The following is a 22,100-nucleotide window of genomic DNA, read 5'->3' as shown; positions in this document are numbered from 1 at the left end:
GCGCCGCTGGATCCGGGCGGTCTGGCCGACCACATCGGCGAGCGCACCTATTCCCGGCTGATGCAGATGGTGGGCGACCCGATCTTGATGACGGGCGCCGACTACCGGCTGACCGTTGGGGCCTAGCGGGTGACCGCGAGGATCACCTCGGCCAGCCGCGGGCCGGCGTCCTCCTGGGAGAAGTGGGCGACGCCTTCGAGCGTCACGTGCGGCTGACCGGCGGCGCCGGGGATCAACTCCTGGAGCACCGCGTCGGCGCCGCGCGTCACCGGATCGCCGTCACCGAAGGCGCAGACGAAGGGCTTGTCCCAGCGCTTGAGGACCTCCCACGCCGCGCGGTTGGCCGGCACCGCCGGATCGTCAGGGCCATCGGGCACGAGCAGCGGGAACTGACGCGCGCCCGACTTGTAGGACTCGTCAGGGAAGGGCGCGTCGTAGGCGGCGATCTCGGCATCGTCGAGCGCGCGGGCCGTGCCGCCGTCGACGATCCGCCCGATGTTGAGCTCGGGGGTCTGCTGCGAGTAGGTCCGCCATGCTTCGAAACCGGCACCCAATGGCCGCTCGCCGGCCGGCAGGAACGTGTTGGAGGCGACGATCGCGCCGAAGCGCTCCTCCTGCTCAGCGGCGATGCGCAGACCGAGCAGGCCGCCCCAGTCCTGACCGAAGAGGATGACGTCGGTGAGGTCGAGGTGGTGAACAACGAGGTCGGTCAGCCAGCCCACGTGACGCGCGTAGGTGTAGTCCTCACGCGCGGCGGGCTTGTCGGAGCGCCCGAAGCCGACGAGGTCAGGCGCGATCACGCGCAGGCCGGCCGCGACGAGCGGCTCGATCATCGACCGGTACAAGTACGACCAAGACGGCTCGCCGTGCAGCAGGAGCACCGGCCGCCCGCCGCGCGGGCCTTCGTCGACGTAGGCCATCCGAGCGGTCTGATCCTCGGCCGTGACCTCGGCGTAGTGCGCGTCATAGCTCCAGCCCGGAAGGCCGGCGAAGCGCTCGTCGGGGGTGCGCAGCAACTCCATCATCTTGCTCCTCTGCGGTCAGACGTGCGCGCCCGATCGGCGCATCGCCGGCGCAGCATACGCTCACTGGCGCAGCGCGAGCACGGCGTTCAAGTCATCGGCTTCTGCGGCGGTCTTGTCCTCGCGGTAGCGCAGGACGCGCGCGAAGCGCAGCGCGACGCCGCCGGGATAGCGGCGCGAGGTCTGGACGCCGTCAAACGCGATCTCCACGACCAGCTCAGGCCGCACGTAGACCGTGTGGCCGCGTTCCTGCACCGCCAAGGACCGCAGCTTCTGGGTCTGCCATGCGAGCAGCGCGTCGGTCAGCCCCTTGAACGTCTTGCCGAGCATGACGAAGCCGTCACCGTCGACCGCGCGCGCGCCGAGGTGCAGGTTGCTCAGCCAGCCCTGCCGGCGACCGCTGCCCCACTCGACCGCCAGCACCACGAGATCGAGCGTGTGGCGCGGCTTGACCTTCAGCCAGCTTGCCCCGCGCCGGCCGGCGGCGTAGGGCGCGTTGAGCGCCTTGATGACCACGCCCTCGTGGCCGGCGGCCAGCGCGGCGTCGAAGTGGGCTTGCACCGCAGCGAGGTCGCCGGTGATCAGCCGCGGCACGCGCAACGCCTCGGGCACAGCGAGTTGCAGTGCTTCCACGCGACGCGCCATCGGCGCGTCGAGCAGATCCTCACCGTCCAAGTGCAAGATGTCGAAGAGCACGGGCGTGACCCCGGGTGCGCCCGAGGCGATCCGCGACGACGTCACCTGAAACGGCTCGGGCCGGCCGTCCTCGCGCAGCGAGATCGCCTCGCCATCGAGCACCAACCGCTGCGCCGGCAGCGCACGCACCGCGGCGACGACCTCTGGCAGCCGCGCGGTCAGATCGTCGAGCGAGCGGCTGGAGATCGTCACGTCATCGCGGTCGCGATGGACCTGGATCCGCGCGCCGTCGAGCTTCCAGTCAACCACGCCCTCGCCGACCTTCTCCAGCGCCTCTTCCAGCGATGCCGACGGTGATGCGAGCATCGGCTTCACCGGTCGGCCGACCTCCAGCCGGAAGCGGTGCAGGCTCTCTTCGCCCTCGCGCAGCGCCGCCTCGGCGACGACCCGTGCGTCACCGCGCAGCATCGTCGCGCGGTCGACGGTCGCACGTGGGATCCCGGTGGCCAGCGCGACCGCATCGGCCATCACGCCCGCCAGCGCTCCTTGGCGCACCTCGCCGGAGATCAGCCCGCGCAAGAACGTCTGCTCGTCGGCGGTCGCGCGAGCGAAGAGGTCGGCGATCGCGTCACGTCGTGCTGCCTGCGAGCCAGCGCCCGACAGCTCGGCGACGCGTTCGAGCGCCAGGTCGACATCCCCAACTTGGAGCGACGGCTCGTCGGCCGGCGCCGGGAGATCTTGCAGCGAGGCCCAGCCCACGCCCGTGCGCCGCTGGCGCAGCTCGCCGCTCAGGTAGGCGACGGCGGGCTCGACCTCACCAGGGTCCAGCGCGCGCAGCGCCTCGCCCAGCAGCTCCGCCTTGCGCTTGCGCGAGCGGGTCGCGCCGACGGCGAGGGAGGTGGCGGCGAGATCGGCGAACAGCACCGCTGCATCGTGCCGCACCCATGGGATGGCGACGCGTCAGGTCGTCAGCCAGGTCGCACGCCGCGCGATCGTCGCGTTGATGTCCAGGTCTTCCGCCGTCCAGACCGCGGCACGTACGGTCCCGCGGTCGCGATAGCGGCGCATGATCGCCGCGTGGCGCGGCAGCGCGACGAAGCGCCGCAGGTCCTCCTCGCTGGCCCACAGCGACAGCGAGCCGCCGACCCGGTGGCGGACGTCGCCGTAGAGCACCACCCCGATCGCGCCCGCCATCGCCCACCAGCCGCGCGTCAGCGCCAGGCCGTCGCGCGCGATCAGCGGCCAGTCGCGGGCGTAGCGGGGGGTGAACTCCGTGAGGCTCACGATCGTCGGCCCGCCGCTGCGCGGCAGCGGGCCGGCCACCATCCGGGTCCTCATGGCGTCTCGACCAGCGCGCGGACCGTCTCCAGCTCGGCCTCGACGGTCTCCATCTGGGCGCGGATCACTTCCGGATCGACGCCCGCCGGGAAGACAAGCGTGAAGACCAGTTCGCTTCCCGTGTGATTGTGCAGGACGCGCATGCGCGCGCCGAACGTCGCGTTGTCTGGACGCAGGAGGTCCACGGTCCCGTGCTCGGCCGACACGCGGACGGTGATCGCGAACTGCGCGTCGCCGGTGCCGATCAGCCAGTCGTCGCCGTGCGTTTCGACGGCGGGGGCGAAGCCCGGCGCCCAGTCGGGCAACCGGTAGGGATCGCCGACGACCGCCAAGACGGCCTCCGGCGGCGCGGCGATGGAGATCGAGCGGGTCTCGACCGGGCCGGTGACGGCATTCGTATGCATGTGCAGATGATCTACCAACACAAACGATCTGTCAACGCGTAGAGTTCCGCGTCCATGGCGAAGGACGGGGAAGATCTCGGCGCGCTCTTCGCGCGCATCACGCGCCGGCTCATCGACGCCGAGCGACCGCTCCTGGCCGAGCTGGGGCTGTCGATGTGGGGCTACATCGCGTTGTCGCACCTGGCCCATGCGCCGGCCGAGACGCAGCTCGCCCTTGCCCAGGCCATCGGCTATGACAAGACGCGGCTGATCGGGTTGCTCGACGAGCTCGAGGCCGACGGCCTGATCACCCGCACGCCCGATCCCGGCGACCGACGCGCGCGGATCATCTCGCTGACCGCCGCGGGCACCAAGCGCCATGCCGCCGCGCGCCGCGCGATCCGCAAGATGGAGGACGGCGTCCTGGCCGACGTCAGCGCGGCGGAGCGCACGCGCCTGCGCCGCACGTTGGCGCGTCTTGCCGGCGACTGACCGCAGTGGCGCCCGGCGCTTCTGGGGCTAGGCTCTCGACCATGATCATCAGCACCATGAACGACCTGCCCGGCTACGAGATCGAAGAGGTCTTCGGCGAGGTCTTCGGCCTCACCGTCCGGTCGCGCAACGTCGGCTCGCAGATCGGGGCCTCGCTGAAGTCGCTGGTCGGCGGTGAGCTCAAGGGCATGACCAAGATGCTGGCCGAGGGGCGCGCTCATGCGTCGCAGCGACTCGTCGAGGAGGCCGAGGCGCGCGGCGCCAACGCCGTGCTCGCGTTCCGCTTCGACACGAGCGAGCTCGGCACGACGTGGACGGAGATCTGCGCATACGGCACGGCCGTGCGGGCACGCAAGCGCTGACCGTGTTCGATCACGTCACCATCCGCGTCACCGAGCGCTCGGTGTCAGAAGCGTTCTACGCGACGGTCCTCACGCAGCTGGGGATCGACATCACCTACAGCACGAGCGCTTACGCCGAGTGGCGCGACTTCTCGCTGACGCAGGCCGACGGCGATCATCCGCCGACGCAACGGTTGCACGTCGCGTTCGTCGCGCCGACACGTGAGCAGGTCGACGCGTTCTGGCAGGCGGGCATCGACGCGGGCTCCACCGACGACGGCGCCCCCGGCCCGCGGCCGCAGTACTTGGAGGACTACTACGGCGCGTTCCTGCGCGATCCGGATGGCAACAGCGTCGAGGCCGTCCACCACGGCCGGCTGCGCCGCGAGGGCGTCATCGACCACCTGTGGATTCGCGTCGCTGACCTGCCGGCGGCGACCGCGTTCTACACGACCGTGGCCGCGGCAGCCGGGCTGCATGTCCGCCATGCGGGCGAGGACCGCACGACCGTCATCGGCGGCGAGGGCGGCTCGTTCTCGCTCGTGCCCGGCAGCGAGGTGACCGCGGGCCTGCACATGGCGTTTCCCGGCGACGAGGCGGCCGTGGGTCGCTTCTACGCCGACGCGGTTGCCGCCGGCTACCGCCCCAACGGCGAGCCTGGCGAGCGCCCGCAGTACCACCCCGGCTACTACGCCTCGTATGTGCTGGATCCCGACGGCAACAACATCGAGGTCGTCGACCACCACCGCGGCTGAGTCGCCGTCGGCCAAACGTCCCCTCGGAGCTTTGAATGTTCCTAGAATGAACGGGTGACGATCGAAGCCACCGTCCAGGCGGCGATCCTGGAGCGGCGAGCGCTCTCATTCACCTACGAGGGCGACAGCCTGCCTGCGCGCATCGGCCACCCACACGCGCTCTTCCTCAGCACGTCTGGCGAGACGCTCGTCAAAGCGGCCGGGAAGCTTGATCAGAACGCCGTCGCCCCGCGCAACCAGATACCCCGACAACAAGGTGTGGAACGGGTTGTCGTCCTGACGCGCGAGATACAGCGACCCCTCGACCGGGTCAGGGATCAGCGGACTGTGGATCTCAGCAGTCCCGACCTTCGAGGCATCCGGGCAGCTCGGCTCGTTGCTGTTGCCGAGCCCGATCTGCGCCGCACTGCACGCGTTCAGGCCATCAGCCGCTGCCGGGTTCAGCGAGAAGCCCGCCGGCAGCGTGACGACCGCCTTCTTCAGGTTCGCGGCGCCGAGACCATTCACGTCCTTGAGGCCGTCTTGAGGCACCTTCAGGTCGACGTCGAGACCCGCCGATGAGTCAGCCGCGCTCGTATCCGGCCGCAATGACAGTGACGGGTTGAACTGCAACTTGTCACAGCCCGTGGTTGCCGGAAGGGTGTCGGTGGCAGTAACGAAGTTGTCTCGATCCTGCCACGAATCGGCCCGTGCGGTCACCGTGAGCGGGTCGCCGCAATTGGTCGGCAGGGTGAGAAGCGGCGACGGAGGCTGCGCGGTTGCGCAGCCGAGGTGGATGCGCCGGCCCGGACAGTCCCGCAGGCCGTTGTGACTGGGATCCGCGGGGTTGCCCCAGATCGTCAGACGGGTGGCCAGAAGCGGAATCGCAGCCGAGATGTTGTTTACCTCGGACTCGAGGCCATAGTCAGACCCGGTGCGAACACGCGTGTCGATCGTCGCTGTGACCGGCGAGACGTTGAAGCCGAACTGGGCCGGCAGGTTGTCCGGCCGTTCCATGTTGTAAATCGGAACGCCCTCGGGCGGGAAGGGGTTCAACGTACCCGACGCGTCCGCCTGGATGACGCCGATCTGCGCCGCCGACGAGCAGTTGTCGTCGATCAGATCGCTGTACGTGCAGGTCGGAACGGCGGTCTGGTCGCCGACCAAGCCCGCCGGCAATGAGACGGTGACGTCCTTGACCATGCCGTCCGGGACGACGTTGCCGTCCCTGTCAAGCTTGGTGTTGAAGGTCATGTTGGCCTGCAGGGCGTACGGATGGCCGCCGGCCTGCCTGTAGGGCTGCCCCGCCTGATCGAGCAGCTTGAAAGCGAAGGACTGGAACCCGAAGCCTGCGCTCTGGGTGACCAGCGTCTGATCCGGTCCGTTGGTGGTGCCCAGGGCGTTGGACGCCTTGATGCGGTAGTGGTAGATGCTTCCGGCATGCAGTCCGTCGAGACGGGCGGAGACCGACGTGTCGGAGATGCCCGAGCCGATGGAGGCCAACGACTGCGAGCAGGGCAAAGAGGCGCCGTAGGAGCTGCTGGGGCCGTACTCGAACTGGCACGACGCCAGCGCGATGCCACCCGGGTTCAGCGTGCCGTTGACCGTGGCGCTCGTCTGCGTGATGTCCGAGGCCGCACCGGTCGAGAGGACCACCGCCGAGAGTGTCGTGAACGTGAGGGCCGAGGCCGTGTTGGTGCCGTTCGCGTTCGTGACCGAAAGACGGAAGTGGTAGGTGGTCTCGGGTGAGAGCCCGCTGATGTCGGCATGGACGTCCGCAGGGTTGGCGAAGGCGTTGCCCTCGGTGCAGGGGGTGGTCTGTGCGCTGGAGAAGCCGCTGCCCTGGTACGTCGCGTCATCGGCGTAGTCGAAGTGACAGGCGGTGACGGCCCCGGCACCGGCCGGATCGAGATGGCCGTTGAGCGTGCCCGAGGTCTGGCTGACGGCGGTTGCAGGCTTGGCGGCGGCGTCGGGAATGATTGCCCCGGGCCCGAAGACCTTGACCGAACCGGTGCCACCGTCGGCGACGTAGATGCTGCCGCTGCTCTGACCGACGGCAACGCCGCCAGCGGTGCCCGTGGGTGTGCCGGTGATCTGGCCGAGGTAGGTGCCAGCGGCATCGAAGGCGTCGACGACCGAGTTGCTGGTGTCATTGACGTAGAAGTCGCCGGAGGAGTTGTCGACGGCCACCGATGTGTAACCGCCGCCGAAGGAGCCCGCGGGGGTTCCCGTCCCATCCCATGCGGTCACGAAACTGCCCGAGGGATCGAACTCGAAGCTCTTGACCGAGCAGGAGTCCGAGACGAAGACGTGTCCACTGGTCGCGTTGACGGCGATGCCATCGGCATAGCCGCCACCGCAGCCGTAAAGTCCGACGGCCGCCGCAGCTGGGTCGTTGATCTGTGAAAGATAGGCGCCGGTCGCGTCGAAGACATCGACGACCTGGTGGCCGGCATCGAGGACGTACAGGTGATGGGTCGACTGATCGACGGCGATCCCGAAGCTGCCCGCTGGCACGAAGGCGCCGGCCGGGGTGACGTTGCCGGCGAGTTGCCCGTTCGCCGCCGGGCTTGCGTCACCGAAGGTCGTGACGAGGGCGCCCGCAGCGTTGAACTTGTCGATCACCGCATGCGTCGAGTCGGCGACGTACACATCGCCGGTCGCGTTGTCGACCGCCACGGCGACCCCCGCACCGCCGAACGAGCCCGCCGGCGTCGTGGAGCCGTTCCAGGTCGTCGGCGAGGTATCAGCAGCCGAGTTGAAGTCGTACACGTTGCCCGTGCCGGAGTCGGCGACCAGGATGTGCCCGTTGAGGTCGTTGACCGCCACGCTCTCGGAGCGCAGTGCCGAGAACGACATGCCGACAGCCGGACCCGAGATCTCACCGACACTGGCCGAGAACTGCAGTGCGGCGCCGGCCGGAGCGACGGACAGCGCCATCAGCGCGGCGCACCCGGCGGCGAGCGCGACAAGCGTCGCCAACGCGGTCCGGACTCGCCGGTCACGCTGGCGATTCGGGCGATCAAGTCCTGTCACAGTGGCCTCTCTGCTCATGTCGGAAATCGTGGGGATGGTCGTGGTGGTCATCGCTGACCTCCGCTCTTGACGGTCACGGAGACAGTCGCCGACGAGGGGATGCCGGTCGCCGGCACGTACCCAACCCGTGCCTTCAGGCTGAGATGGCGCTTGCGCTTGAGCGCTCGCTTGCCCGCAGCGCTCAGCGTCACCGTGACCTTGTAGGTCCCGGCCCGCGCCGCGCTCCTGCGCGCCGACTTGATGTTCGCGCCCGTGATCGAGATCACGCCCTTGGTCGGCACCTTGACCGTCAACACGAAGCGCGAGCCCGAGACGACTTTGCGGGTCACCGTCACCTTGCCCGTCGTCGTCGGCCCGGTCTCGGTCGGCCCGGCGTTCCCTGGGCCCGCGAAGGTGACCGAGCCCGCGCTCGGCAGAGCCGGCGGGCCGCCCAGCGGCCCTCTGCACGAGTCGCCCGTGCACGGCGCCGCCGGAGGCGCCTCGGCGAAGCCGCCGCCCACGCGAACGTCATAGATGTCAAGCGCTCCGTCGATGTCCGTCGAGGTGAGGCGCTGGGTGGTCTCGATGAAGACGTCATCACCGTTGGCGCTGGCGTCCACGAAGCGGGTCTGCCTGGTGGAGGTCCCCGAGGAGATCAAGTGAGGCTTGCCGTTCTCGTACTCATACACGTCGGGAAGGCCATTGCCGTCGCGAGCGACCAAAGGCCCATCGGCCGTGAAGAACAGACGCGAGCCATCGTCGGAGAGCTCCCGGCTGAGGACAAACACCTGATTTTCGCCGAGGAACGGCGCCTGCTGGATGATCGCCGAGGCGTCTGGGGCCGCGCCGCTCGGCGGGCATGACACGCAGACCAGGTGGTCGCCGGGTCGGTCGTAGAGATAGACCTGGGTGAAGGTCGACGAGCCTGCGTCGACGGTCTGGGGTCGATTGGAGTTGAACGCGAAATGCTGCCCGTCCGGGGTGACCCGCGCGCACGGGGAGCTCTTCCAAGCGCAGGCGTCGGGATAGAACAACGCCGGCGATGCATCATCGACGGCCAGCGTGGCGATCAAGCTCAGGACGCCGTTGTGGGAGACGTAGACGTTGGGCTCGCCCGCGGTGGCGCCTGCCGCGAGGGCGCCCTGCGCCACGAAGTACACATCGTCGCCTGAGTCTCCTGCGCCGGTGAACCCGAGCACGGAAGCGTCGGCGGAGGATGTCAAATCGGTCAGCGTCCCCGTCCCGATCCCGGAGAAGTCATAGCGGTAGAGGTTGTCGCCGCTGCCCGCAACCGTGTCGTTGGTGAGGCCGGAAGATGCAGGAGCCGTGAAGAAGACCCGCGATCCGTCCGGGGTGGCGAAGGCGAAGCGACCGCTGCCGCCAGGGCCGGCCCCCTCAGCGGCGTCAACCTGGACGGTCGTGACGCCGTTCCTGCGCGCGTAGAGGTTTCCGTCGGCACCCGCGAAGAAGATCGTGGATCCGTCATCGGAGACGGCGTGGCGGGCGCTCTCGACGCCGCCGATCGTGCCTCCACCCGGGAGCGGCGTCCCGTCGGGCGCGACCGAGACGAGCGTCAGCGCGCCGTTGGCGAACTGATAGAGGTTGTCAGCACCCGCTGGTGCATCCGCGGTGAGCTGCGCCTGCTCGTCGAAGACCACGTGAGAGAACGTCGGATCTGACGCCCTGAAGATCGCGTCCGCCGGAGGGCCGGTGACGGGATTGCGGCTGATGAGCTGGTAGCTGACGCCCGCGTTCTCGCGGAGGAAGAGGTTGGCGACCCCCTCCGGCTCTCCGGGGACGAGCTCTGGATCGTCCTTGCCGCAGCCGAGTTGCTGGTTGATGCCTTGTGCGACGACGCTCTTGGAGAAGTCGTCAGAGGTCGGGTCGAGCGCAAGCGCGAAGGTGCACAGCGTCGTGCCCTGCGACTGCGGCGGGGTGGGAAGGACCGAGGTCCAGCCGGAGCCCGTGCGGGACGAGATGACGTTCTCACCCGGGCCGGCCGAGCCCGGGATGGGGTTGAACGACAGGTACGCGATGGCGTGCCCGTCCGCGGCGGCACGGTAGGAGTTGCCCACATTCGGGTCGGCCTGGGTCAGCCCGTTGCCGTCCTTGTCGACCGGGGAGACCTGCTCATAGGCCCGGTCGTCAGGGAGGTTCGGCTCGGGAACCTCCGTGGAGAAGCTGCGGGCGGCGCCCGTCTCATCACCGGCGGCGCTGGAGGCGACGAAGCGATAGCGGTAGACCGTGCCCGGGGCGAGGCCTGAGAGGCGAACCTTGACGGGCACGTCGGCGAAGCGGGACCCGAGGTCGGCGGGATCGCAGGCCACCGTGGTGGCACTGGTGAAGCCCTGTGCCTGGAAGGCCGGATCGTCGACGTATTGCAACCGGCACGTGGTGTCGGTCCGCATGGCGTTGATCGCGGCGTTCAACGTGGCGCTGGTCGACCCGACGGTCGAGGCCCACTGGCTCCGGATCACGGGCGGGCCCGCCGGCGGCGGGACGAAGACCTTGATCTGGTTTGCGCCGGCGTCGGCCGCGTAGAGCGTCTGGGTCTGGTTGTCCAGCGCGAGCCCGACGGCTGCGACGAGGTCGCCGGAGCCGAAGACATCGTCGGGGTCGCAACCCCCTTTGTTGATTGCGTCGACGAGGGGTGTGGAAACCGGGTGGCAGGAGGCGTTGTAGTGGCGGATGGACGTCCCCGAGTCAGGCGTCGCGTAGAGGTCCTCGGTGACGGGGTCAAGGGCGAGTCCGCGGCTGTTGGGGTCATAGAAGCCATCGAAGTGCCCTGAGGTGGTGTACCTGGCGAGAAAGCCGCCGGCCCCTGCTCTCCCCTGGACATTGAAGACGTGGGCGTCGGTCACGGCGAGCCCGCCGCCACCGGTGTCCGCTTCGAGGAACGAGTTCCCGGAGCCGGACTGAAACTCCTGGAGGAACGTCCCGTTGGAGTCGAACTCGAAGAGGAAGTCGTTGCGGACCCAGAGGTTCCCGTGCGGATCGACGGCGACGCTGCCCAGCTGTGCGCCGTTCCAGCCGTTGATGACGTTCGTGCCGCGGATGCTGGAGATGAAGCTTCCGCCGCCTGAGAACTTCGAGACATACGGCTGGCCGACCGAAAGGAACGGTTGGTTGCCGACGTACACGTCGCCGGCCGACGCGCTCGTCGAGTTGTCAACGGCGACCGCCACCGGCTGGTTGAGACCGCCAGGGCCAACGACATCGGGGGTGCCGGCCTGACAGACGTCGCCCGACGCAGCGGTGCAGACATCACCACCGGTCGTCTGGTCCACCCCGCGCCCGAAGGCGAGGATGAAGCTACCGGAGGAGTCGAACTTGACCACCCGCTGGTTCCCCGTGTCAGCGACGTAGAGGTCGCCGGTCGACTGGTCGACGGCGACGTTGCGCGGGTTGGAGAGCTGCCCGGCGCCGGAGCCGAAGGAGCCGATGCTGGTCGAGAAGACCGGGCTGACCGCGGACGCGGGCGCGGCGAGGGCGAGAAGGGCGGCGGTGGCGACGAGGACGCTCGCAAGGACGCGGCGAACCGAGCTCCCCGACGCGCCAGCGCCGGCCTTCAACTCACGGTCAGTCATGCAGGTGATCCCTCTCGAGGTGTTGGTCAAGCTCTTGGGCAACAGGAAGGTCAAGGTCATCGGCCGCTCTCGGTGGACGCGAGCACGCCAGCTGCTGACGCTTCGGCCGCACACAGGGAGCGCGCGGCCTCTTGGCCGCAGCCGGTGAGCCGCCAGGCGTTCGTGCGTCCCTGCCGGCGGCGGCGCACCATCCCGGCGCGCTCCAGCCGGCTCAGGTGACGGCTCATCTGGCTCTCGTGCCGCACGTCGACGGCGCGCGCGACGGCGATGTTGGTCGCGTCGGGATGGCCATGCAGGTACTCCAAGGTCTGGCGCGTGAGCTCGGTGACCAGGAGCCCGAGCTGGGGGTCGGGACCGGCGTCTGAGGGCGTCCAGCGCGTCACGAAGGCGGTGGGATGGCCAAGGGCACTGGCGCGGATCACCGCGCGACGCCGGCCGATGTACGGCGCGAGCAGCCCGTAGGTCGCCGCCGCCTGCAGATCGGTCTGCGGCGCCGCCTCGGTGAGGTGGCGGCGCAGCAGTTCCCACACGCCGCCCATCGCCGCGGCCAGCACGATGTCGGTGTCGGTCTCGATGCTCGGGGGATCGCCGAGGAGGCGGCCGATCTCGTCCATCGTCGCGCGCCGCTGGTTGAGCGCCTCATGGCCGGCAGCCAGCGGAGCGACCACGCACAGGTAGCCCAGCACCCGGTCGGCGCACAGTGCGCCGACCATGGCGCGCGTCGCGGCGACGGCGCGGTCCTCCCACTCGATGCCCGCAGCTGCGACCGCCTCGGCCACGCAGCCGATCAGCTGATCCTGGGCGACGCCGAGGGTGTCGAGCAGACACCCGTCCCGATCGGCGTAGAGCTCGTAGAACGTGCGGCGCGAGATCCCCGCCCGCTGGCAGACGTGGTTGACGCCGACAGCGGTGCCGCCCCGCTCGACGATCAGCTCCCCCATCGCGGCGACCAGCCGGTCGCGCTGGGAAGGCAGGCCATAGCCCTGCCCGCTACGGCGTTGCGGGCGGGAACCGTCGCCCTGCGAAACGGCAGCGACCATCGACGTCCTGGGAGCAGGAACAGCGGACACGTCATCTCCTCCAGCAGTGATCTCTCAGACCCACGGCAGACGCCACCCGGCGCCTACCGCTCCTCACACCGTGGTCCTGCCAACCCGGCAAGTCCTGGTACGACGAGCACCGTAAACGTAGCGATGTCCGAAGTCAACATCTCACGATGCATTTCGTATTTTTGAGACCCCTGGATGGCGCGTTTCCGCCGGTTCAAGCACCGCTGTCCGAAGCGACGGAGACCCGCCACCAGCCGCCGGTGCGCCCGGGTCCGGACCCGCGCCGCAGCGCGCCCTGCGCCTCCAGGCGCCGCAGCGCCCGGGTGACCGAGGACAGCTGTCGCACGCCGAGCGCGTTGCGCACCTGCTCGTCGCTGCAGCCGGGGTGTTCGGCGACGAAGCGCAGATAGCAGGCATCGTCTGTCGCCTGCCCGGCGTCGCCGTCGGGCTCATCGAGGCGCAGGCCGAAGAACCACGCGACCTCCAGCCCGTCCAGCGCGAGCTGCTTGATGTCGTGAGGAGCGTGCCGGCCGCTGAGCTGGCGGCGTTGCAGCACGGCGATGGCTCGCCACAGCGTGGGCCCGTCGCGCAGCTCCGCGGCCTCGCGGACGAGCCGTCGAAGATCGGCGTCGCCGGCGCCGCCGAGCTCGAGCAGCGTCTCGATCTCCGGCTCCTGGATCGGCGCCCGCTCCGCCGCGGCGAAGTGCTCGTCGACCGCCCCTGACGGCTGCCGGCCGAGCACCAACGCGGCCAGCTCGGGCTGGCGCTCGCCCAGCGGCCGCGTGGGATCGTGGCGCAGCCGATCGACGATGATCGCGTCGATGGCCGTCAACGTCGCCTTGACGCCGATCCGCTCGGTGCTGGTCGCGACGGCTCGGGCCTGCAGCGCGGCCACGAGCGGGGCGCGGACCACGTCGCGCGCGATCCGGGCGCGTCTGCCGGCGTCCGGCATGTCGCGCAGGCAGGCCATCGCCCACGCGTGGTCGCAATCAAGGATGTCCAGATAGGCGCTCAGCGCGGCGGACGCCCCTTGCCCCCACTCCGATGCGGCGTGCAGCGAGCGCAAGATCTGGGGGATCGCGTAGGCCGCGGCGATCTCGTAGGCCCAGATCAGCGCCTCCTGCTTGTCGGAGAACGCGTCATAGAACATCGGCTCTGACACGCCGGCCCGGGCGGCGATGTCAGCTTCCGCCGCCTGCGCGTAGCCGCGTTCGGCGATCTCGCGCACGGCCGCGTCGACGATGCGCGCACGCCGGTGGAAGGTCTGCGCCCTCGCTGGCATGTCGGTCAGCGCCACTGCGCTCTCTGAGACACCGCCCTCGCGTTGCGCCATGACGCGATGCTAACCCTCACATCCGAGTTTTGCGACTCGACTCGTACATTAAGGCGCGAATTGCTCACGCTGCTGAGGACGGCGGGAGGTATCGTTGGCGGCGTATGGCGTCTGCCCGATCAGGTCCTCCTCGCCGGTTGCCGCGCGGTCGCCACGCCGTGCAACCCGAGGTCGCCGCGGCCGACCACCGCGAGCGCCTCTACGCCGCGGTGCTGACCCGGCTGGCCGAGCAGGGCTACGGCGAGACCACCGTTGCTGACCTGGCAAGCACGGCCGGGATCTCCAAGAGCGCCTTCTACGCCCTGTTCTCCGACAAGCAGGACGTCGTTCTGGCCGCCTGCGACGCCTTTGTGGCCGACGCCTGCGTCGCATTGGGCACCCGCGCCCCCGTCCAGGGTGAGGTGAGCGCCGTGCTGGCCGACGTGCTGACGGCGGTCATCGACACCGTCCTGGCCCGGCCCGCCGAGGCCCGCTTCGTGCTGGTCGACGTTGCTGGCGCCGGCCCCGCGGGCCTCGCGCGCCGACGCTCGGTCACCGCGGGCCTGCGCGAGCTGCTGCGCAGCGCCGCGACCGCTGACGGCCGCCCGGTGATGGCGCAAGCGACCTGGACCGTGCTGGCGGGCGGTGCGCTGCGGACGTTCGAAGACCACCTGCGCGCCGGCCAGCTGCGTCGCCTGCGCGGCGCTGCTCTGGACCTGGCGGCGTGGGGGGCGATGTATGAGACCTCCCGGCCACGGCCCCTGCCCGGCTCCGTCCTGCCTGCCGGCACGCCCCTGGCGCCCGCGGTCTCCTGGGAGGCGCTGCCGCGCGGGCGCCACGGGCTGCCGACCGGCTTCGTGGCCCGTCATCAGCGCCTGCGGATCCTCGAAGCCGTCCTGCAGGTCTCAGAGCGTCAGGGCTTTGAAGCGGCATCGATCCGCGAGTTGATCGCCTGCGCCGGCCTCTCGCCCGAAGCGTTCTATGAGAACTTCGAGTCCAAGGAAGACGCATGGGCCACGGCCTTTGACCAGGCCTTCGTCGAGCTCTTTGCCGCCATCTGGCCCGCGGCCGCCCGCCAGTCCAATCGGGCAGCCAAGGTCGCCGCCGCCGTCGACGCCGGCCTGCGCTTTTTGGCCAGCGAGCCCCAGCGCGCCCGGCTGCTGCTCGTCGATGCGCCGTCAGCCGGACGCACGGCCCTCCCGGCCATCGACGAAGCCATGAACGCCGTTGCCCGGCTCCTGGCGCCGGCCGTCTTGCGCCCTGGCCTGCCCAGCCTGCTGCCGCTGGCGCTGGTCGCCGGCATCGCCGAGCTCGCCGCCGACTGGGTGCTGGAAGGACGTGCCGCCCAGCTTCCCCAGCTGACGGCGCCGTTGATCGAGCTCATCCTGACCCCCGCGCTGGGCCTGAGCGCTGCTGCTGAGGCCGCCGACGTCTACGCCCGGCGCGCCGATCCGGGCCTGGCCCCCGACGATCGCCGCCGCCTCATGGACGCCTTCGCTCAGACCGCCGCCCACCACGGGCTGCACGCGACGACGATGCCCGATGTCGCTCAGCAGGCGGGCGTCGAGCTCGATGTCGCCTACGCGCTGTTCGAAGACGAGCACGAGCTCGCCACCCAAGCGCTGGACACCTGGGCCAGCCAGCTCATGGTCGTGGCCGCCGGGGCGTTCCTGGAAGCGGCCAGCGATCCGCCGCTGGCCGCGCACCGCGCCCTTCAAGCGGCGCTGGACCACATCGCCCGCACCCCCGCGCGCTCGGCGCTGGCCGTCTCTGATGATCCACAGCTGGCCAAGATCGCCTCCGCGCTGCGCCGCCGCTACATCGCCCTGTTCTTCGAGCTCATCGCCGGCCACGTCGCCGTCGACGAGCAGCTTGCACCCGAGCCTCTCGCCGCCCTCGAAGTCCTCGTCGATGGGCTGCTGGCCACCCTGCGGCGCTTTGTCCAAGACGAGCAGATCGTCGAGCTGCCCGGCACGCTTGCCGCGCTCAGCGTGCAATGCCTGACCCCGTTCTTCGGCGCCGACGAAGCGCTGCGCGTCGCCGAGCCCGCCGACGCCTCGCCGCCCCGCTGACCGCTGCTCACAGGCCCGTTCGGGAGCCGTAGATGTTCCTCAACTTGGTCTGGATTTCGCGCTCATCACAGGCGTATCGTGGGCCACATGGACCACCTCGATCTCGCAGGGACAGGCTTCGCGCCCAGGGACGAGCGCGAGGAGCTCATGATGGTCTTCGCCTCGATCGTCTACGAGCACGGCTACCGCGCGACGCGCCTCAGCGACGTCGCCGACCGCGCCGGCGTGTCGCTCGCCACGCTGACCGGCTGCTGGCCGACCGAGATCGACTGGCTGCTGGAGACCGCCGCCGCCTCGGCACGGCAGCTCTACGGCCGCATGGCCGACGCATCGGCGAGCGTGCAGAACGATCCCGCCCGTGCCGTGCATCACGCGTTGAGCACCATGCTCTGCGACCTCGCCGCCGCACCCGAGATGGTCTACCTGTCGGTCATCGAGCTGCCGGCCCTCGGCCCGCTGATCCACGCGCGCCAGCGCCACACCCTGACGCGATTCTCCACCTTCCTCGACCCCGGCCCCGCCGCCCCCAACCGCTCACCATCACAGCGCCAGACCACAGCGCTCTGCCTCGCCGGCGGCCTCTGGGAGACCATCCACAGCCACGCCCTCGACCGTCGCCTGCACGAGCTTCCCGACAGACTGCCCGCCATCAGCCACGTCTGCCTGTCAACGGTCTTCGGGATCCAGGAAGCCCGACGCGTCAACAGCCTGGCTTACCACCCTGCCTGACCGACCGAGCCCGCGTGGGCTCCGGCCGAGCGCGACGAGAACACCACTCATTGCGCCGACCCTTTCTTCGACTTCTTCACGAGCGAGTTTGCGCGGACGCCCGACCAAGGAGTAGCTTCGCGCGATGAAGCGCTGGGCGACGGCCATCGCCATCCTCGTTGCGGCTCTGCTCTGCCCAGCCGCCGAAGCCGCCCCGCTCGCCGCGGACTGCACCGACACCACGGGTGACGTCACGTCCCTGATTGCCGCAATCACGGCCGCCAACGCCACCGGTGCCCCCGACGTCATCGCCCTCGGCGCCGGTTGCACGTACACGCTGACCGCGGTCGACAACCACTGGTACGGGCCAAACGGCCTGCCGCCAATCGCCAGCGACATCACGCTCGACGGCCACGGCGCCACGCTGACACGGGCACTGGCCGCGCCGAAGTTCCGGCTGCTGTTCGTCGGCGCCGACCCCACCAAGCCGGCGACGCTCAACTACACGACCCCCGGCGCCGGGCGGCTCACCGTCCGTGACCTCACGCTCGCCGACGGCTACGCCAAGGGCGGCGACGCCAACGGCGGTGGCGGCGGCGCGGGCATGGGCGGTGCGATCTTCAGCCAAGGCACCGTCATCGTCCAGAACACCACACTGACCCGCAACACCGCGCAGGGCGGCTGGGCGGCGAACCCGGCCGCGGGGACCGGGGGCGGCGGGATCGGAACCGATTCGAGCGGCGCGGCCGGCGGCGGGTTCGGCGCCGGCACCTTCGGCGGCGCGGCTGGCGGCACCTCGACATCCGTGAACCGCCTGGGTGGCGGTGGCGGTGGCTTCGCGGCGGGAGAGACGGGTGCCGCGGGCGCCGGCGGCGGCGCGCGCACCGGGCTGGGCGGGGACGGCGGGCTGGCGAACGGGACGGGCGCCGTCGCGGCGGGGGACGGCGCCGGCGGCCCGAGTGACCCGTCCGGTACCGCCTGCACGTGCGGCCACTACGACGGCGGCCGCTTCGGGTCGGGGGCACCCGGCGGTGGTGACGGCGGCGGCCTCGGGGGTGGTGGAGTGGGCGGCGGCGGGGGCGGTAGCAGCTCCTCGATCACGCGCGGGGACCTCACCTCCCACGCGGGCAACGGCGGCTTCGGTGGCGGTGGAGGCGGGGGCGGGCACAGCAACGCCGGCGCGGGTGGTGGCGGCGGCGGCTTCGGCGCCGGCGGCGGCGCCTCGGAGGACTTGGGCGGCGGTGCGGGCTTCGGTGGCGGCACCGGAAGCGCAACGGCCGGCGGGGCCGGGGCAGGGCTCGGCGGCGCGATCTTCGCCATGCAGGGTGATCTCGAGATCGTCAACTCGACCCTCGCCGGCAACGCGGCGCTCGGCGGGCCGGCCACCACCTCGGATCCCGGCAAGGGCATCGGCGGAGCGGTCTTCAACCTCAACGGGAGCCTGCACGCCGACACCACGACGTTCGCCGGCAACTCGGCCGACTATGACGGCGCGGCGATCTACAACCTCGTCCTCGATGGTCACACGGAGCGCGCGGCGACCACGACGCTGCGCGACACGATCGTCGCCGGCGGCGTCGGCCCGTTCGACCTCGCCTCGGCGAAGCCGGCGGGTGGCTCCCCAGCCAATCTCGGATCTGCGAGCGCCGACGTCTCGGCGTTCGACCTCGTCGACTCCGCCCACGCCGTCGGCGCGGCCACCATCACCGGCTCGCCGCTCACGGCCGATCCGCAGCTCGGTCCGCTGGCCGACAACGGCGGTCCGACGCAGACCCTGCTGCCCGCCGCCGGCAGCCCTGTCATCGACGCGGGCTCGGCATTCAGCGCGCTCACCGATCAGCGCGGGCTGACACGACCGTCGAACTTCGGGGCGATCGCCGACGCCGGCGACGGATCGGACATCGGCGCCGTGGAAGTCGCCAGTACCGACGCGTCAGTGACACCCGGCCCGAGTCCGACGCCGTCCCCCACGCCAGCCCCCGGCTCCGGTTCCGGCACGGTGGCGACGGGTGTCGCGCTGACGCACCTCTCCCTCAGCCCGATGTCGTTTCGTCCTGTCACCAGGAAGCAGAAGAAGAACCACGGCACGACGATCAGCTACACCGACAGCGTCGCCGCCAGGACGACCTTCACCGTCGAGCACGCCGTCAAGGGCATACGCGAGGACAAGCTCTGCGCCGCGCCCCCGAAGCACAAGCGCGCCGGCCGCAAGCCCAAGGCGTGCACCCGCTACGTCCTGCTGAAAGGCAGCTTCTCCCACGTCGACGAGGCTGGGCGCAACATCGTGAGATGGATCGGTGTGCTCGCAGGCAAGCCCCTGTCCCCCGGCTCCTACCGCCTGCTCGCCCGGCCCGTGCTGGGCAGCGTCGGCGGCACGACCGTCAGACACACGTTCACGATCAAGCGCTGAAGAGGAAGCGGCCTGAGCGCCGGCGGGGTGTCAGGGACACTCGACGCCGCCCTCGAACGATGCGGCAAGGAACTAGCCGCCGTCACGACCGCACGGTCCTCCTACGGGTCAAATCAACTCCGGAACCGCGAACTCCAATATTGCCTTTAGCCGAGGTCATCCATCTCCTCATCACCGGCCACCATCCAGCATCGAGATCATCGCCACCGGCAACGAGACCCGGACGCAGTGGCTCGCCGCACCGATCTTCAAGAACCACGTCCTGGCCAACTACCTCGCTGACCGGCTCAAGGCCCGCGGTGTTCCCGCTGCGGTTCGTCGATCCTGTCGCCTGCGCACCCCAGGCCGGTTACACCGATCATTACCACCTGGAGTGCGGCAACGACCATGTCGACGTCGCGCCGTCGTGCGCGGGCGGCAACGTGCTCTCCGATCTGACCGTGAGCATCGCGCCGTTCGGTGCGCACTGCTCGGGCTTCCCGTTCGACGTTCTCGCCGCCCAGCTCAACGACGGACTCGGGTCGGTTACCCGACAGACCGGGTCACCTGCCGCAAGCTGAACTGGTGGCGGGCGCATGGGCGCCCGCACGGCAAGGCCGAGACCAACGCGATCCGGCGCCGGGAGGCGATTGCCTCAAGGAACGTCAAGTGCACGGCCAAAGGGCCGGTCGCCGCGTAGCCCCGCCCTACCCCTCGAAGTCGACGTTGTTCCCTTGAGGCGCCTCGGCCGAAAGGCCGAGACGCACCTCGTCGTTTCTTGGCCCGTGCTCAGGTGTTCTTGCGGTCGAGCAGATAGACCGTACCCTCGTCCACGATGAGCTTTGGGTCGGGCATCCCGCTTGCGCCCAGGGCGCCGTCTGGCCGAAGATACTGGTGGACAACCGCGACTTTCGTACCATCACGTTCGTAATAGACGAGGATCTGAGACAGCGAGCCTGCGGGTAACCAGGAAGGGCCGGGGCGTTCTGCTTCTGCCAGGGCGACTAGTTCTCCCGCTTGCAATCGCTCGTGACATCGAAGATCTTTGAATCGTCTCCGTAGTTCATCCGCACCGACACGAACCCGAGGCTTGGACATGTTCGCTACCGAATTCCTTATCGCCGTCGCCAGCTACGTGCGCGGCGCAATGGATGTTGAGGGACTCGAGGACGCTGCAGCGACGAGCATCGTTGAGGGCGACATCGCCGCGGCGGGCATGGCCGGGTCGGTGATGCTCGGCATCGCCGAGTTGGATCGCGGGGACATCACCGAGGCCGAGCTCCGAGAGCGACTCGCGGCGTTGTCGCCAGAGTGGATGCCGTCCCCGGTAAGCACGACGTCGGCTGCGCAGACCGTGACGGTCCACGAGGACGAAGCCGAGATCATTGTGCCGGCGTGGGCTGCCAAACGACCCGCAGGGGCATTCGCGTAAGCAACTCCTGATGGTCGGCGCGGTCGTCGATCCAGAGCACGTCGAACCAGTAGAGGCCTTCCTCGACCTCGAGTTGCAGGGGAAGGACGACGCTGACGCCGCGGTCGCCCTCACCCCCGTCGAAGTTCACCGGGGCTTGGAAGACCGGCAGCTGTAGTCCGCTGGGTGCTTCCGGTCGGAGGCCGAGGGCGTAGCGGCCGACCGCCTTGCCTTGCTTGAGCGAGATCACCGCTGTCACCGCGGCGATGAATGGTGGCTCGGGTTGGATGATCGTCAGGCGATCCACGATGCGGATCGCGCTCATGACGCCGTCTCGCTCCTCGAGCACGCGCTCGCAGAAGAGGGCGGCTGTGATGAAGGGGCCTCCGTCCATCCGGGCACCCTCTCCGAAACCATCGGCGTGTGCAACTGCCCTTTGGGCCCTAGATCGCTTTAGGAATCGCATCGGCGACCAACCCGGGAGCCTCCTGGGCGTCTCGGCCGTCTGGCCGTCCCACCGCGAGCCCCTACTTCTTAATTGCCTGGCCGAGGGCAAACCCCACCGCGAAGCACGTGATGCAAAGCGCGGCGATCCCCAAAAGGATGCCGAGCATCGATACGCTGTCCATGTCACTAGGCCTTCTCGCCGTTCTGCGGCGCTTGGAGGTTTGACGCGAAGAGTCCGCCTAGACCGCGGACTCTTCGTCGTTCTGGCGCCGTCAGCCTAGCCTGAGTTACCGCTGGCTACTACCTTGAAGTTGACTAAGGATGCCATTGTGCGTGTACCGCTTGTGAGCGTGCAGATTTGCTGCGCAATGGTGGCAACCGCGCCTCAAATTCCCTGATCTACAAGCCCTAGGGCTAGATGCGCGCCCAAAACCCAGCGACGGCGCGGCGCAAGCCACCCAGTCCGACGATAAGATCAGGATTGCTTACTTTGCCAATCTACCTGCGCTCTGCGTCTCAGCAGACTCAAAATGACCCCTTGGAACTAATGTCCGCATACGGACATTAGCGCTTGGGTGCCCGGTCCGACTCAGGGAGAGGGCCATGACGGGTGGTCTCGGCGCAGCGACGTGATCACTGGATCCTCCAGGTCGCTGCGCGGCTCTGCATGCTTGCTCAGCCCGCCTCTGACGGACCCCTGGTGCCCTTCGCAGCGTGGCCTAACGCCGCTGCCGCCTCGGCAAGGTTCTTAGCAGCGACAGGGCTCGTCTCTGCCTCGGCTCGCTTCGCTAGTTCGATCGCCGCGTCCGCAAGCGCGGTTTCCAATTCATTTCGCTTACCGCTGTTCATGGGCCTGACCTTACAATCCGGTCCTCCTCCGGCGCGAGCGGTGACTTCGGCTCGTCAGGCTGGTTCGACAGCACCTCGATCACCTCCGAGGGCAGGAACCGTCGAAGGCGACGGCCTCACGTCACGCTCGGGATCTCACCCGCCTGACCATCCTGTCAAGCGAACCGACGCTGATCCCAAGCCGTCGGGCCATCTCAGCGCGGATCGACGTATGCCTCAATCTCGTGGTCTCGTCCGGTCATGTGCTGACCTCGTTGTCGCGCCGGAACTCATCGAGCGCCCGCGCGTCGGCCTCGTCGATGCTCGCGCGGGCAA

Annotated in this window: 16 protein-coding genes; 8 read left to right on the top strand and 8 right to left on the bottom strand. The window is 69.5% G+C overall.

Annotated elements, in window-relative coordinates; all coding sequences use genetic code 11:
- Nucleotides 1–122: 122 nt before the first annotated feature.
- From VGO10_RS11965 to VGO10_RS11950, 4 genes are all read right to left on the bottom strand, one after another.
- Nucleotides 123–1,022 carry a haloalkane dehalogenase gene (locus VGO10_RS11965; RefSeq protein WP_327468544.1) on the bottom strand — a complete coding sequence of 300 codons (900 nt, stop codon included), beginning with the start codon at nt 1,020–1,022 and terminating at the stop codon, nt 123–125.
- Between the two features lie 63 nt (nt 1,023–1,085).
- Nucleotides 1,086–2,582: an ATP-dependent DNA ligase gene (locus VGO10_RS11960; protein ID WP_327468541.1), complete on the bottom strand. Its 1,497-nt coding sequence runs from the start codon at nt 2,580–2,582 to the stop codon at nt 1,086–1,088.
- A gap of 36 nt (nt 2,583–2,618) precedes the next feature.
- Nucleotides 2,619–2,996, bottom strand: coding sequence for a hypothetical protein (locus VGO10_RS11955; protein ID WP_327468539.1), 378 nt, complete (start codon nt 2,994–2,996; stop codon nt 2,619–2,621).
- The gene (locus tag VGO10_RS11950; RefSeq protein ID WP_327468537.1) at nt 2,993–3,400 is read right to left on the bottom strand and encodes an SRPBCC family protein; all 408 of its coding nucleotides are present in this window, start codon (nt 3,398–3,400) and stop codon (nt 2,993–2,995) included. Before VGO10_RS11950 ends, VGO10_RS11955 begins: the two co-directional genes overlap by 4 nt.
- 54 nt (nt 3,401–3,454) lie before the next feature.
- Here VGO10_RS11950 and VGO10_RS11945 point away from each other — a divergent pair, with 54 nt between their 5' ends.
- Genes VGO10_RS11945 through VGO10_RS11935 form a run of 3 tightly spaced genes read left to right on the top strand, consistent with a single transcriptional unit; the run spans nt 3,455 to nt 4,967 of the window.
- Nucleotides 3,455–3,871 carry a MarR family winged helix-turn-helix transcriptional regulator gene (locus tag VGO10_RS11945; RefSeq protein WP_327468535.1) on the top strand — a complete coding sequence of 139 codons (417 nt, stop codon included), beginning with the start codon at nt 3,455–3,457 and terminating at the stop codon, nt 3,869–3,871.
- 41 nt (nt 3,872–3,912) lie between these two features.
- A complete protein-coding gene (locus VGO10_RS11940; RefSeq protein ID WP_327468533.1) occupies nt 3,913–4,233 on the top strand; it encodes a YbjQ family protein in 321 nt (106 codons plus the stop codon).
- 2 nt (nt 4,234–4,235) lie between these two features.
- Nucleotides 4,236–4,967 carry a VOC family protein gene (locus VGO10_RS11935; protein ID WP_327468531.1) on the top strand — a complete coding sequence of 244 codons (732 nt, stop codon included), beginning with the start codon at nt 4,236–4,238 and terminating at the stop codon, nt 4,965–4,967.
- A 3,062-nt stretch (nt 4,968–8,029) separates the two neighbouring features.
- Here the strand turns inward: VGO10_RS11935 and VGO10_RS11930 are convergent.
- From VGO10_RS11930 to VGO10_RS11920, 3 genes are all read right to left on the bottom strand, one after another.
- Nucleotides 8,030–11,548, bottom strand: a complete 3,519-nt coding sequence (locus VGO10_RS11930; protein ID WP_327468529.1) for an NHL repeat-containing protein — start codon at nt 11,546–11,548, stop codon at nt 8,030–8,032.
- Nucleotides 11,549–11,604: 56 nt separating this feature from the next.
- Nucleotides 11,605–12,618 (bottom strand): hypothetical protein, encoded by a 1,014-nt coding sequence (locus tag VGO10_RS11925; protein ID WP_327468527.1) that lies wholly within the window; start codon nt 12,616–12,618, stop codon nt 11,605–11,607.
- A gap of 193 nt (nt 12,619–12,811) precedes the next feature.
- A complete protein-coding gene (locus tag VGO10_RS11920) occupies nt 12,812–13,930 on the bottom strand; it encodes a TetR family transcriptional regulator (RefSeq protein WP_327468525.1) in 1,119 nt (372 codons plus the stop codon).
- Nucleotides 13,931–14,088: 158 nt separating this feature from the next.
- Between VGO10_RS11920 and VGO10_RS11915 the strand changes: the two genes are divergently transcribed.
- The 5 genes from VGO10_RS11915 to VGO10_RS11895 all read left to right on the top strand — a co-directional run bounded on the left by VGO10_RS11915 (nt 14,089) and on the right by VGO10_RS11895 (nt 20,510).
- Nucleotides 14,089–15,981, top strand: coding sequence for a TetR/AcrR family transcriptional regulator (locus VGO10_RS11915; RefSeq protein ID WP_327468523.1), 1,893 nt, complete (start codon nt 14,089–14,091; stop codon nt 15,979–15,981).
- Nucleotides 15,982–16,068: 87 nt separating this feature from the next.
- A complete protein-coding gene (locus tag VGO10_RS11910; protein ID WP_327468521.1) occupies nt 16,069–16,710 on the top strand; it encodes a TetR/AcrR family transcriptional regulator in 642 nt (213 codons plus the stop codon).
- 124 nt (nt 16,711–16,834) lie between these two features.
- On the top strand, nt 16,835–19,099 hold the full coding sequence (locus VGO10_RS11905) for a choice-of-anchor Q domain-containing protein (RefSeq protein ID WP_327468519.1): 2,265 nt from the start codon (nt 16,835–16,837) through the stop codon (nt 19,097–19,099).
- Between the two features lie 299 nt (nt 19,100–19,398).
- A complete protein-coding gene (locus VGO10_RS11900; protein ID WP_327468517.1) occupies nt 19,399–19,659 on the top strand; it encodes a hypothetical protein in 261 nt (86 codons plus the stop codon).
- 509 nt (nt 19,660–20,168) lie between these two features.
- Nucleotides 20,169–20,510: a hypothetical protein gene (locus tag VGO10_RS11895; RefSeq protein WP_327468515.1), complete on the top strand. Its 342-nt coding sequence runs from the start codon at nt 20,169–20,171 to the stop codon at nt 20,508–20,510.
- On the opposite strand, the gene VGO10_RS11890 is transcribed toward VGO10_RS11895, so the two are convergent.
- Complete coding sequence (locus tag VGO10_RS11890) at nt 20,461–20,883, bottom strand: hypothetical protein (protein WP_327468513.1); 423 nt, start codon at nt 20,881–20,883, stop codon at nt 20,461–20,463. The genes VGO10_RS11895 and VGO10_RS11890 overlap by 50 nt on opposite strands.
- Nucleotides 20,884–22,100: the final 1,217 nt, after the last annotated feature.

Origin of the sequence: Baekduia sp., assembly GCF_035996765.1 — a bacterium.
GTDB lineage: Bacteria > Actinomycetota > Thermoleophilia > Solirubrobacterales > Solirubrobacteraceae > Baekduia.
The sequence above is the reverse complement of the archived record's forward strand: the minus strand, read 5'-3'. Positions and strand labels throughout refer to the sequence as shown.

Bases quoted from the DNA above. Each gene is read 5' to 3' on its own strand.
- VGO10_RS11965 (WP_327468544.1), bottom strand. From the start codon at position 1,022: ATGGAGTTGCTGCGCACCCCCGACGAGCGCTTCGCCGGCCTTCCGGGC.
- VGO10_RS11955 (WP_327468539.1), bottom strand. From the start codon at position 2,996: ATGAGGACCCGGATGGTGGCCGGCCCGCTGCCGCGCAGCGGCGGGCCG.
- VGO10_RS11950 (WP_327468537.1), bottom strand. From the start codon at position 3,400: ATGCATACGAATGCCGTCACCGGCCCGGTCGAGACCCGCTCGATCTCC.
- VGO10_RS11945 (WP_327468535.1), top strand. From the start codon at position 3,455: ATGGCGAAGGACGGGGAAGATCTCGGCGCGCTCTTCGCGCGCATCACG.
- VGO10_RS11940 (WP_327468533.1), top strand. From the start codon at position 3,913: ATGATCATCAGCACCATGAACGACCTGCCCGGCTACGAGATCGAAGAG.
- VGO10_RS11930 (WP_327468529.1), bottom strand. From the start codon at position 11,548: ATGACTGACCGTGAGTTGAAGGCCGGCGCTGGCGCGTCGGGGAGCTCG.
- VGO10_RS11920 (WP_327468525.1), bottom strand. From the start codon at position 13,930: ATGGCGCAACGCGAGGGCGGTGTCTCAGAGAGCGCAGTGGCGCTGACC.
- VGO10_RS11910 (WP_327468521.1), top strand. From the start codon at position 16,069: ATGGACCACCTCGATCTCGCAGGGACAGGCTTCGCGCCCAGGGACGAG.
- VGO10_RS11905 (WP_327468519.1), top strand. From the start codon at position 16,835: ATGAAGCGCTGGGCGACGGCCATCGCCATCCTCGTTGCGGCTCTGCTC.
- VGO10_RS11890 (WP_327468513.1), bottom strand. From the start codon at position 20,883: ATGGACGGAGGCCCCTTCATCACAGCCGCCCTCTTCTGCGAGCGCGTG.